This window comes from Coleofasciculus sp. A1-SPW-01 (assembly GCF_040217205.1).
GTDB lineage: Bacteria > Cyanobacteriota > Cyanobacteriia > Cyanobacteriales > Coleofasciculaceae > Coleofasciculus > Coleofasciculus chthonoplastes_A.
In genome coordinates, this window is the sequence record NZ_JAVJNP010000066.1 from 42,396 (window position 1) to 55,262 (window position 12,867).

Genomic DNA, 12,867 nt, shown 5'->3' on the forward strand with positions numbered 1-12,867 from the left:
AACTTTCCGCGTCGCTTATACACGGCTTATCAAGCCAAAAAACCCAAAAATGTTGCTTAAAATAGTCTAGTTTAGCGGATATTGGCGTCTTCCTAGATTGCACTGGCGTCAATAAAATACCCCGACTTCATCATTCGTACTTTAGCCGTCATGCTTTCTCACAATCGTTATGACTATGGATTATGATATAGTCGTAACAGTTCGTAAATAATTTGTGTTTATTGACGGTGGTAGAGTTGTCAAAACTTTACTGATAATATACAACGAACGCATACACCAAAACACTCAAGGAGGATAATTCCATGGAAGGATGTCTGCGAGTTGGTCAACCTGCTCCTGACTTCAACGCGACGGCGGTCATCGATCAAGAATTTAAGACCATCAAACTGTCCGACTACCGGGGTCAATATGTAGTCATATTCTTCTATCCACTAGACTTCACCTTTGTCTGTCCCACAGAGATTACAGCATTTAGCGATCGCTTTAGTGAATTTAAAGAAGTTGGGACTCAAGTTCTCGGCATCTCCGTGGACAGTGAATTCTCTCACCTCGCTTGGATTCAAACCGATCGCAAGAGTGGTGGTGTGGGTGATCTCAATTATCCTCTAGTTTCTGACATCAAGAAAGAAATCAGTACCGCTTATAACGTTCTTGACCCCGATGCAGGTGTAGCCCTACGGGGATTGTTTATTATCGACAAAGATGGTATCATTCAGCAATCGACCATCAACAACCTCTCTTTTGGTCGGAATGTAGATGAAGTGTTGCGGACTCTGAAAGCGATTCAATACGTTCAAGCGCATCCAGACGAAGTTTGCCCTCAAGGTTGGCAACCCGGTGATAAAACAATGGTTCCCGATCCCGTTAAGTCCAAAGTTTATTTCTCCGCCGTTTAACCTTTACCTCCCTACCCCCCTCGTTCCCCCCTTTTAGATCCCCCTTCAAAAGGGGGAAGCCTTATGATGCTTCGCTTTTGTTGCACGGGAGGAGGGGAGGAAGAAAGATGTTATATTCCAGACATAGCCAGCTACATTGTTTAATTAATAATTCCGGTTCCCCTTCTCCCTTGAAGGGAGAAGGGGTTAGGGGATGAGGGTGAAATGCTTGCCAGTATTGGTTTTCACCTTAAGTTGACACGGATGACCGACGTGCGCCCTTTGCCGTTATAACTGTTGTTGTAAAGGCTAGGACAGATTAAAAAACCATTTGCCATCTGCCTTTTACTATAAAATAAGTTGTTGGATCAGATTCAGCTAATGCTAACATCAACTGACTTTAGGGGTTTATTCAACGAGCGTTTTCTGCGTAATTTTTTTCCCATCCCGGCTACCAATCCTTTGAGATTAGGACAACTGACTCCGGATTTTGAACTATCGGATATCACGAATAATCGTCAGGTGAGATTATCCAGTTACCGAGAACAGCAACCTGTACTATTGGCATTTACCCGCATTTTTACCGAAAAGCAATATTGCCCCCTTTGCTATCCTCATATTCAGGAAATGAATGAGAAATACGAGCAATTTACCCAGAAGGGGGTAGAGGTGTTAATGATAACGAGTACCGATTTTCAGCAAAGCAAAACAGTGGTCAAGGATTTAGGATTAAAAATGCCCCTGTTGAGTGATTCAAGTTGTCGAACTTTTCAAGCCTATCAAGTCGGTCAGGCACTTGGAGCGCCTTTACCTGCTCAGTTTTTGATCGATAAACAAGGCAAACTCTGCTTTAAACATTTGTTTTCATTCTTATCGCCAAATGCTGAGATGGAGAAGCTACTCTCAAACCTTGAGTAGTTAGTCTTATGTCTTATGTCATACTCGCTCTTCAAGAAGCAAGCATTTTAGCGACTGAAGTGACGCCGGAAGCGAGAATCAAGATGATGTTTTTTCTTTAGATTACAGGAACGGCAGAGAGTTTGTAAATTACTAATATCATTTTGCCCCCCACGGGCAAGGGGAATAATATGATCAATTTGGAGTTGGGTATCTAGGTGGGTTTTGCCGCAGCTTTTACATTGGTAATTGTCGCGTTCAAAGACATAATTTCTCACTTCTGGCGGAATGGGAATTCGCGGTGTTTTTTTCATGGGTTTTCTGGGGGTTTAGGGCGCAAGCCTTGCGCCCCTACATGGAATGGGAATTGGCGGCACTTTGTTTATTGGTTTTCTGGTTGATTTTCTTGGTTGATCCTCTGACGCAAATCATCTAGGGGCGATTCGGGCTGGGGAATTTCAGGTTCATTGCTTGCTGATGTTTCTTCAATTTCAGGTTCATCAGGACAAAATTCAAGAGTGAGTCTAACTTTGCCATTCTGCCAACCCTTACCTTCATGGGTGAGAACTTGACATTGTATTCCCTGATTCCACCAATTATTTACTTCTTTTTGATCTCGTTTTTTTTTCTTGACTGAATCATTAAGGACATTATCATAACTTAAAATCAAATTAATTGTTGCTCTTAATAATTCAATTACTTTAAACGTAGGATGTGAAATTAGAATTGACAAAGAATCTTCATGCAAAGACACTATTTCATCTTGCTGTAAGGGTTTAAATTTATTTTTATTGCTCATCCTTGATTTTATTTAGGTAATCAATTTTGCTAATTAATTGGCAATAAATTCAGTTCATTTAATAAGCTTTAAATCCAAACTATTGGAATTCCTTATTGATTGTCGTTTCGGTAGAGCGTAAGCGTTACCCAACGCTAAACAGAAAAGTTGGGTTTCGTTCCTCAACCCACCCTACAAAGATAACATGGTGGGGATTTCGGGCGCAAGCCTTGCGCCCCTACAAGGAATGGGAATTCGCGGCGTTTTTTATTGGTTTTCTGGTTGATTTTCTTGGTTGATCCTCTGACGCAGATCATCAAGCGGTGATTCTGGCTGAGGAATTTCAGGTTCATCAGGCTGAAAATAGAAGTTAATTTCCTGAATTTCCCATTGTGGTTGATTGTTAGGTTCATCAGAAACAGCACTATAGTTTAAATCTACTTCAACCAGAAGTTTTCCTTTTTGCCATCTTTGATAGCCCAATCTTAAAATTTCACATTCTTTTGCATCACTGGGCAATAAAAGTTTTATAGTTATACCATTTGCCTGACATCCCTGGAATTTAAAGGGATTTATACTCCAGGCTTTCAACTGATTTTTTAGAGTATTTATTATGTTTTGATTTGTTGCTCTAGTTTGTATTTCATTTTTTAGCTTGTCCTTAAAATAACCAAATTTAAATAATGAATCATCACCAAAAGACAAAACATCTTCATTATTAAGATTCAATAGCTTGAAATCATCGTCCATGTCAAATACCAATTAAATTTTGCTTAGCCGCTGTTCATGGGTTTTGCGGGCGCAAGCCTTGCGTCCCTAAAAGATATGGAAAGTTGCGGTGTTTTATTTATTGGTTTTCTGATTGATTTTCATTGATCGGTCATAGCCAGTTCTCTACTTTTAAGCAAAGTTATTTTTGTTTTATTGTAGATCGGAATCTGCTGAGACTACTGTATTTTCAGCTAAGTTATCCACGTCATCGGAAATTGGCACTACACTTAAATCTGACTCCTCAATCATCGGTAGTTGATGATGCCTGTCTAATTTCATCGCCTGTAAACATCGATTAATCCCAGCAACCGCTTGATTATAAACCTCAATCTTTTGCTCAACTTCCTCTTGCATTCGCTGATTCTGTTGAATCTTATCCTCCGCTTCTTTTTCCAAGGTTTGCTCTAAATACGCACGAGCATTGGGATACTGCTGTAAAATACGATCCGCTTGTTCATCGGTCATTGGTAATAACATTGTTTTTAGAGTTTGATTAACCGTTTGGCGGAAATTGCGGCGAATAGATTTTGAGACTTTGGGTTCAAAATCTAATTTCAATAACTGTCGAATCGCGGGTTCGGCTTCAATCATACTTTCAGCATCATACCCTTGAGAGGTTTGCTGTAAGGTTTCCCGGAATTGATAAATTGAAAATGTCCCTTCATCATAAAAACGGGGACTCTCTCGCACATATCTGTCACACTCGGTTCGCGCTTCACTGGCTAACGCCTGACACACTTGCTTTTCCACTACCTTTAACTGTTGATCAATTCCGCCATCATTGCCCAATAATCGATAGAGTTGACTGTAATAATCACTGCGGCGGACTTGTTCCATCAGATAAGCAAAAAAGTGAGAGGCTACCTTTTGAGATGCTTTGACTAAAACATCTTCTAACTGATTCGCTAAATAATAAAGCGCCTCGACTAAAACGGCAATTAAGGGGGCGGTTGCATTGCGGGGATGGCTGCGAGTCGCCCGACTATAGGCTTGGGCGACTGAGAATGTATTGAGTAATTCATCAAGGCGTTGAATCATTTGAGTTTGAAGTTGGCGAAATTCTATCTCAAAGGCATCACAGCTATTGGTTACCGCCTGATTTACTTCTTCAGCGATGTGAATACAAAACTCCCTTCCCACTTGTTGTAATTCTTGATTCAGCCGTTCTAACTCCTGGGCTTTCATCGCCTCTATTTCGTGAGGTTGACTATCTAAATCTCGCTGAATCCCCAGATAATGTTTCTTGAGATTAATGCATAGGGGTTGTAAGTCATCAGCTAGATTGGCAAATAACTGCGGACGCTTTTCCTCGGTAAGATAGCGAGTAATGGATGTGCGAAACTCTTCAATTCCACTATCTTGAATCAGTTTATCCAGGAGTGGTAGTCCCCATTCTCTAAGAATTCGCACATAGTTTTCTTCGGGGGTTTCATACCCGCGGACAGAGGGTTTAAACTCACTCCCCACAAATTTACCCGAACCACAATACCGATTAAATTCATTCACGAATTGTGGCGTTTCATTTTGACTACCTATCCCTCTGACCGCCTGGGCTAAAATAGAATCTAAGCCAAAGCGATCGCGTTCTGTGGTATGCTTAATTTGACTGCCATAAAATCCCAGTAATCCGCTGGTTTTATGAACCTTGGGTGTATCCCAGAATTGGCGACGAATTAAATCATCGAGTCGCTGTCGCAACTGGCTGTTATACCAGGTTTCATCAATACGATTGAAAATATAAAAGACGCGATCGCGAATTCCTGGATTACTACGAATCGTCTCCAGGAGTTGCGTTTCCTCCGTTGTCATATCCCCAGCTAAGGCGGGTTTCAACACACAAACCACGGCGGAGGTTTCAGGATTTTCTATCTTGGTATAGGTTAACTGGGCATCTTGTTTAACTGGTGCATCAATTCCTGGCATATCAATTAAAACATTACCATCCTGTAATAAGGGATGATGGCAATAATATTCAATCCGCTTGAGAACCGCACTATTACTTCCCCGACGCGCATAACCTGCTGCTTCTTGGAGATTAGAAAAATCAAACTGTTCCATCGAATACGTCGCATGGCTGGTAGAATGGACGCGATCGCGGTTTGCTAAAAACCCTGCCATTAGCAAGTCCAATGCCTTTGCTTGTTTGGCGCGTTCTGATTTACTTTCTCCGCCTTCCTGCTGAATAATCTCTTGACATCCTTGGCGTAAAGTGTTAATTTCATCCGGTTGATGAATATGAGCGGCGGCTTTTGCGGCGGCGGATAATCCCAATTTCTGACATAGGGCTACCCCCTGTTCCCGAATCTCTGCTTCACTCAAAAATGTCAGCACCACTCGTTCTTGATCTGTATCCGCATAGGCGATATAACATTCTGTACCTGTGGCGTGTCCCTCGGCACTATAAAGTAGTTCCCGTTCTAATAGTGCATTAATTAGCATCGATTTACCCGCACTAAATGCACCCGCAAAGACAATCTCAAATATGGGAGAAATGGCTTTTTGTAGAGAGGCTTGCACAGATGTGATATCCTGGGATGCGCGTAATGATGGCTCTTGATGTAGTAATTGCAGAAGACTGTCTACTTGGGCTTGCAGATTTTTACCTTGAGCTGGCGTGGATGTCATGATAGTAGCGATTGAGCGAAAAGGTGTTTAGTTTGATTGTATCGCCAGTTTAATTTAGAACTTACGCATTGACAAAGTGAACAGAATGTGTATAAAAAGCAAACTTATTTGATCCCATGGTGATCTATTCTTCGATTGAGACAACAAACTGGGAAGACGCAATCGCTCCTTTGTACTAAACTAGAAGTCGCAACGCCAGACTATCGGGAGCATCCCAATTTGGCACGTTTGCTCTTTGAATAGGGCTGAAACCCTTGAAATTGCGTTACTTTGGGTAATGCTTTGTCCAAAACGGAATGCTCCCAGACTATCTCATGACTAATCGACCCGACAAGCTAGCTATTCTCTAAACCAGCAGGTTTCTTTCACTTATTTCCCGAAAGATGTTGACGCACTGGAATTTGGAGAACAAACTCGGTTCCCTGTCCTAAATTACTGTGACAGAAAAGCTGACCCCCATGTTTTTCAACAACGATTTGATAGCTAATTGATAATCCTAAACCTGTCCCAGTCCCCACCGGTTTAGTCGTAAAGAAGGGATGAAATAGTTGTTGCTGAACTTCCGCCGTCATTCCGGGACCATTATCAATAATTCGGATCGCTACCTCTTGGTTATCTACAATTTCAGTTTGCACTCGAATTGTGCTAGGGTTGGCTTTAAGTTCGTCTAATGACCGCTTTGTGTTTTGCTCATCAATGGCATCAATAGCATTGACTAACAAATTCATAAACACTTGGTTAATCTGTCCGGCGTAACATTCAACCTTCGGCAGATCACCATACTCTTTAATCACTTGAATACCCGGATTCTCGCCTCGTGCTTTGAGTCGATTTCGCAGAATCATCAGGGTGCTATTAATACCCTCATGAATATCTACGGCTTTCATTTCCGCTTCAGCGATACGAGAAAAATTCCGCAGGGAGTAGACAATTTCACAAATCCGCTCGGCTCCGACTTTCATCGAATCCAGAAGTTTAGGCAAGTCTTCTATCAAAAATTCCAGATCGATCGCGTCCATTTCGGACTGGATTTCGGGTGTGATCTGGGGATATTGCTGTTGATAGAGTTCGATTAACCCTAAAAGATCAGTAGCATAGTCATTGGCATGGACTAAATTACCATAAATAAAGTTAACTGGATTATTGATTTCATGGGCAACTCCCGCGACTAACTGCCCTAAGCTGGACATTTTTTCACTTTGCACCAACTGGGCTTGGGTTTTCTGGAGTTTGGCGACAGTTTGCTCAAGCTGTTGGGCGTGGGTTAAGGCTTTGGCTTCCGCTTGGCGACTTTGTTCGTAGAGTTCCGCTTGTTGGAGTGCGATCGCTAATTGATCGGCGATGGTACAAATCAACTCCACCTCGGCGTCTTGCCAATTGTAGGCTCGATTATCCATCATCAGCCCTAGAGCGCCCCAAACTGAGTTACCACAGTGCAGAGGAACCAACAACCACGCCCCCGGAAACTGTTGCGCGACGGCTGTATTGGTTTCATCTACAAAACAGCGGGTATCATTAATCCGCACTACTTCTAAGCGTTTGATTCGTTCAGCCAGGGGATTATTAGCATCAGGAATTTCTACACCCAAGGCTTTGGGCAAACAGTCACCCCGACAGGACTCGGCGACATTCACCCAGAGTTGGCGTTCGGGAAGATACTGGATAATTTGAGCGCGATCAACATATAAAAGGTTCTCAATTTCCTGGGTGGCGGTGGAAAAAATCGTGTCTAAGTCAAGGGAGCAACGAATCGCATGAGTTAGGTGATTGATCGCTTGTTCTCGTTTGAGGTGATACTGAGCCTGATGGTACAGTTGACTTTGACCGATCGCGATCGCAACTTGGTCGGCAATGGCGACGATTAATTCTACCTCTGAGTCTTGCCAGGAGTCGGGATGATTGGTTTTGCCTAAGGTTAAACTCCCTAATATCTGAGAATTAAAGTGTAAAGGAACCCATAACCAAGCTCCTGGAAAGTCTTGAGCTAAACCTTGGTTAAATGCACTTGTATCCTCGATGCGAATAATTTCTAATCGCTTGAGTCGTTCAGCCAAAGGATGATTTTGATCAGGAATTTCCTGCCCCAGCGTACTGCTATCCTCTAGAGAGCGGCGATAGTCTGCCACCGATAACCAACACTGGCGTTCTGGCACATATTGGACAATTTCCGCCCGATCCACGGGTAAGAGTTCGCCAATCTCTTGGACGGCTGTCTCAAAAACCGTGGTTACGTCCAATGAACGCCGGATGGCTTGAGTCACTTGATTGAGGACTCGCTCTCGCCAGAACAGAGATTTTGCCTGTTCGTAGAGTTGACTTTGTTGAATGGCAATAGCCACCTGAGAGGCTAACCCGTCGAGTAAGTCAATCTCAAAGGATTGCCAGTTCCGGGGTTGGCTACAGTGATGGGCAATCAGTAGTCCCCACAAGCGGGTTGGGCTTTGGCTGGGGGTTTGGACATCGGCTTGGGACTGTGGGATAGGTAGGGATTTGGTACTGTGGACAATTGGTACAACCAGGTTAGCCCGTACCTGGAACTTGGCGAGTAAGTCAATATAACATTGGCTCAGATTAGCGGCATAGATATCGTCTAGGGTTCTGACTCGACCTTGTTGGTAGAGTGAGAGGTAGGTTTTCTCAAAACAGGGGTCATAGATGCGGTTACCTAAAATCGAACACCAGCGCGGATCGACGGATTCGACAACCACCTCACCACTCCAGTCGGGATTGAAGCGTAAAATAATCACCCGATCGGTTTGCAGAACTTGTCGCACCTCCGCCACGGTGCGTTCGAGAATATCCTCTAAGTTCAGCGATTGACGGATGCGTTGAGTAATTGCGCCGATTAACTGCTCTCGCTGAACCTGTTGTCGCAACGTGGCTTCGGCTTGCTGGCGTTGGTGGATTTCAGTTTGGGCTTGCTGATAGAGTTCCGATTGTTGAATGGCAACTGCTGTATGAGTGGAAAGATTTTGCAGCAACTCAATTTCCCACGGTTGCCATTTGCGGGGGGTTTGGCACTGTTGAGCCACAAGTAATCCCCACAAGCGTTCCTCATGGACAATGGGGATAACCAGGTTGGCTCTAACTTGGAATTGAGCTAATAATTCAATATGACAGTCGGTTAACCCAGCGTTATAAATATCTTCGACGGATTGGACGCGCCCTTTTTGGTAAAGGTGGATATAGTCTTCGGCAAAATAGCGATCGTTGATCACGGTTCCAGAAATCGGTTTCCAGTTCACGTCAACGGATTCGACTTCCACGACACCACTCCCATCTCCATAGAGGCGAAAGACTAGCACGCGATCGCACGCCAAAATTTGCCGCACTTCGGCGACGGTGGTGTTGAGAATCTCGTCTAAGTCTAAGGAATAGTGAATCCGTTGCGCGATCGCCCCAATTAACCGCTCCCGCAGATATTGCTGTTGCACGGCTGTTTCGGTTTGCTTGCGATCGGTAATATCGATGCACGATCCGATATACCCTAAAAACTGACCACTAGGAGTAAATCGAGGCGTTCCTGTATCTAAAATCCAGCGATATTCTTGATCTGCTCGTCGCAAGCGATATTCCATACAAAAAGCTTGACGAGCATTAAACGCCTGCTGATACGTCTCTAAACAAGATGATAAGTCGTCAGAATGTACCCCCTCAGCCCAACCATTACCCAGTTCTTGTTCCAGAGTGCGTCCAGTAAACCGCAACCAGCCCTGATTAAAAAACGTACATAACCCATCTGTACCGGACATCCATAACAGCACAGGGGCATTATCTGCCATCGTGCGGAATCGGGCTTCACTCTCTTGCAGAATGTCTTGGGTGTATGGGTTCTCACTCAGTTGTTCCGGAGTTGGATCGGGTATGCTAGGCGTTAACCGATCAGCTTTTGGTTGCGATATGTCTGCAACGAACTGGCGATTCGTGCTATCACGCAAGCGATAAAGTATTGTTCCTCCCTGGATAGAAACTGGCTTAACATTAACCAATACAGTACGGGGTTTGCCTGTCTTATCGGTAATTTCTACTTCAACATTACGAACATTTCCCGCGACAGCTAAAGCTTGCCAATTCCAGGGTAAGTTGCCCAGCAGGTGAGTAATATTACCCAGAGCGCGGACTTCCGACAAAGAATAACCAAAAATAGAGGTTATATTAGGACAAATATAGGTAAAATCACCGTTGTCATTGGTGATTAAAACAGCTTCATCATGATTGCGATCGGGAGTTGGGAGCGACGCTGGTGACTTAGCCTCTGTCATCTCTTCACAAACGAGACTGATCACCGAATTCGAGGCGGTTATCGGCAGCAAACGGGTTTTTGCCTTAAGCCAAATCATCCTGCCATCTTTAGCAATTAATCGAGTTTCCCAGCGATGAATTTCAGTCGGATTCTGGCTTAGATGAGTCAATAGGGCTTGATATCGGCATTGGCTTTCTGGATCAAAAAGCCGATGAATTGGCTTTTGGACTAACTCCCAAAAATCATACCCCAAATAGGCTGCACCAAACTGACTTACATCCAAAATCACCCCATCAAAATTAAGGGTGAAATAAATGCAGGGAAGTGTCTCATACAATATCCGCATCCATTTTAGTTGATCCGGACTACTGCCTGTCCATGTTAATTTTCCAGGCTGATAATTCTTTTTCGCAATGTTCATCCATTGGGACTTTTTTAAATCGAATCTTTTCATAAGTTGACTCATGCCAATTCGATGATCAATTGAGGCATTGTCTCGATCATAACCCTCAAATTATTATTTATTTTTTCACCTTTAGAGGAATGGCTGTAAAAAATATTTAACTTTGACGGGAGATTCAGACAAGAGTTAGCCTCCTTCACTCCTGTCAAATTCCAGACTAGCTCCGAAACCCTTTTCCCCTGTCTTCAGAGAAGCTAAAGCGCAGCGATTTTTCTTACCTGGTTATCGCTCGCCATTTATCTCTACTTTTTCTTTTTCCCAGACGCACTGAACTTGGTGATTATATCATGTCAAACTTTGCCAATAAAAAAACACGGCTTGTTTCCGTCTCTCCAGATTCCTGCGTCCGTTTCTCATTCACAGGTTCAATTAGACATGATATGACAATCCATACAGTTTTTGGGCTATCTAATCATAAGCTAATACAAATTTCCATTACTGTGACGGAATCCATGAATAAGTTTAAAAAACGTTATAAATCCGTTACGTATTTTGATTTACTATCCGGTTAAGTTTATTTATCTTTACCAAACCCCAAAGGGATGCACCCTAAATTTGCGTACCCTAAAACTCTTTATTATATCATATCTGTCTAAACAGTTACCCTTGTCTGGGAAAAATCCAGAGATGGGGGAGATGTTCACGTTAGCGAAGCGGGGCGAAGTCCAGGAAGAAAACTCACGCGCTATGCCCGATAAGCGGAGCGAAGGGCTTGTAGCAGGTCAAACCTTACACCTTCCCCCCCACACCGCTCTAAAGACGTACCTGAGACAAATAGCTGCGGGGATCGAAATGACGGCTTGCCCGGATTTTTTCATAGTACTCCCGCTCAACTGACGTGATATCTTTTGGTGTAGCAATGACAATCCGCACCAGTTGATCACCGCGTCCACCTTTCGGTTGAGTCCAGCCTTTACCGCGCAACCGTAATGATTGACCTGAGCGAATCCCGGCTGGCACATTGACACTCACTTTACCATCCGGAGTCGGCACCTCAATCGTAGCACCCAAGACTGCCTCATCGGGCATCACTGGCACTTCACACAAGAGGTTATCACCCTCGAACTGGAAAAAGGCATGAGGTTTCAGGTCTACAATTAAGTACAAATCACCCCGTTGCTGGTTGTATGGGCTAACTTGACCCTTACCTCGAACCCGAATCCGACTTCCTGGTTTAGCACCGGGCGGAATCCGCACTTCGATGACTTCACTGCCCAAATTAATCCGTTTTTGCGTACCCCGGAAGGCGTCAGACCAGCTCAATGTAATTGTAGCTTCCCGATCAGCTCCTGCTCCTGCTGCTGCTTTGCCACTTTCATAGCCAGCGAAATCATTAAAGCCACCAAAGCCACTGCTAAAGTCATTAAAGCCAGCACCCGTGGCACCGCCTGGAGTAGAGCGATAGGTGTAGGTTCGACGACTTCCCGTCCCTCCTGGCGTCCCTGTAGCGGCTGTATTAAAGCGCCCTAGAAGTTCGTTAATAAACTCGTCAAAACTACCGTATTGACCAAAATCAAAATTACCGAAATCAACATTAGCCCCCCCGCCTCCAGGATATCCACCAACTCCGGCTTGCTTCCAGTACTGACCAAACTGATCGTATTTCTTGCGTTTTTCGGGGTCAGACAAGACTTCGTAGGCTTCATTCACTTCTTTAAATCGAGCCTCGGCTTGTTTGTCACCCGGGTTCATGTCTGGATGGTATTTCCGCGCCAGACGTCGAAAACTCTTTTTAATTTCATCCGCACTAGCCGTCTTGCTCACTCCTAGGACGGCATAGTAGTCTTTAAAGTCAGTTGCAGCCATGAAGGGTTTCTCCTCTACTCCAAGGATTTAATCGATAAACTGGGCTAATAGGTCTCTACCTCAAAGCTAGAGTAACAAACCCCAGCATGGGTTTAAGTTCGGATCTTTCTCACTCACGCGATCGCAATTTCCACACCTGACGCTTCAAATAGAGAAGCAGCGGCATTTTTCCCATCATGCCTTACCTCAACCTAATAAAGCATAACCCTAACTCAGTGTGGATAGCTAATAATCGTTAGCTTAGCTTAGCTTCTGGTGACTAACCAGTATAAACTACCCAGACCTGCCTAACGGCTGAGGTCTGGGTTTTCAGTAGCCCTGAAGTCATCGAACAAGCTAAGCTGAACATATCTGGGAGTTCGGTTTAGCTTGCACGATAACCCCGTGCCTCCAGGCTGGTTTATAGACA

General features: G+C 44.0%; 8 protein-coding genes. 2 read left to right on the forward strand and 6 right to left on the reverse strand.

The window, feature by feature from the left end; all coding sequences use genetic code 11:
* Positions 1–302: 302 nt before the first annotated feature.
* Positions 303–896, forward strand: a complete 594-nt coding sequence (locus RH949_RS10795) for a peroxiredoxin (RefSeq protein WP_006104089.1) — start codon at positions 303–305, stop codon at positions 894–896.
* Between the two features lie 360 nt (positions 897–1,256).
* Positions 1,257–1,793, forward strand: coding sequence for a peroxiredoxin family protein (locus RH949_RS10800; RefSeq protein ID WP_446353020.1), 537 nt, complete (start codon positions 1,257–1,259; stop codon positions 1,791–1,793).
* Between the two features lie 47 nt (positions 1,794–1,840).
* Here RH949_RS10800 and RH949_RS10805 read toward each other — a convergent pair whose 3' ends face one another.
* The 6 genes from RH949_RS10805 to RH949_RS10830 all read right to left on the reverse strand — a co-directional run bounded on the left by RH949_RS10805 (position 1,841) and on the right by RH949_RS10830 (position 12,458).
* Positions 1,841–2,086, reverse strand: coding sequence for an HNH endonuclease (locus tag RH949_RS10805; RefSeq protein WP_006104129.1), 246 nt, complete (start codon positions 2,084–2,086; stop codon positions 1,841–1,843).
* Between the two features lie 68 nt (positions 2,087–2,154).
* A complete protein-coding gene (locus tag RH949_RS10810; RefSeq protein WP_006104203.1) occupies positions 2,155–2,571 on the reverse strand; it encodes a KGK domain-containing protein in 417 nt (138 codons plus the stop codon).
* A gap of 246 nt (positions 2,572–2,817) precedes the next feature.
* The gene (locus RH949_RS10815; RefSeq protein ID WP_044209735.1) at positions 2,818–3,300 is read right to left on the reverse strand and encodes a KGK domain-containing protein; all 483 of its coding nucleotides are present in this window, start codon (positions 3,298–3,300) and stop codon (positions 2,818–2,820) included.
* 171 nt (positions 3,301–3,471) lie between these two features.
* On the reverse strand, positions 3,472–5,946 hold the full coding sequence (locus RH949_RS10820; RefSeq protein WP_446353023.1) for a dynamin family protein: 2,475 nt from the start codon (positions 5,944–5,946) through the stop codon (positions 3,472–3,474).
* Between the two features lie 365 nt (positions 5,947–6,311).
* Entirely contained in the window at positions 6,312–10,610 is a 4,299-nt protein-coding gene (locus RH949_RS10825; protein ID WP_446353025.1) for a GAF domain-containing protein, read from the reverse strand.
* Between the two features lie 795 nt (positions 10,611–11,405).
* Positions 11,406–12,458, reverse strand: coding sequence for a DnaJ C-terminal domain-containing protein (locus tag RH949_RS10830; protein WP_006104102.1), 1,053 nt, complete (start codon positions 12,456–12,458; stop codon positions 11,406–11,408).
* Positions 12,459–12,867: the final 409 nt, after the last annotated feature.

Bases quoted from the DNA above. Each gene is read 5' to 3' on its own strand.
- RH949_RS10795 (WP_006104089.1), top strand. From the start codon at position 303: ATGGAAGGATGTCTGCGAGTTGGTCAACCTGCTCCTGACTTCAACGCG.
- RH949_RS10800 (WP_446353020.1), top strand. From the start codon at position 1,257: ATGCTAACATCAACTGACTTTAGGGGTTTATTCAACGAGCGTTTTCTG.
- RH949_RS10805 (WP_006104129.1), bottom strand. From the start codon at position 2,086: ATGAAAAAAACACCGCGAATTCCCATTCCGCCAGAAGTGAGAAATTAT.
- RH949_RS10810 (WP_006104203.1), bottom strand. From the start codon at position 2,571: ATGAGCAATAAAAATAAATTTAAACCCTTACAGCAAGATGAAATAGTG.
- RH949_RS10815 (WP_044209735.1), bottom strand. From the start codon at position 3,300: ATGGACGATGATTTCAAGCTATTGAATCTTAATAATGAAGATGTTTTG.
- RH949_RS10820 (WP_446353023.1), bottom strand. From the start codon at position 5,946: ATGACATCCACGCCAGCTCAAGGTAAAAATCTGCAAGCCCAAGTAGAC.
- RH949_RS10825 (WP_446353025.1), bottom strand. From the start codon at position 10,610: ATGAACATTGCGAAAAAGAATTATCAGCCTGGAAAATTAACATGGACA.
- RH949_RS10830 (WP_006104102.1), bottom strand. From the start codon at position 12,458: ATGGCTGCAACTGACTTTAAAGACTACTATGCCGTCCTAGGAGTGAGC.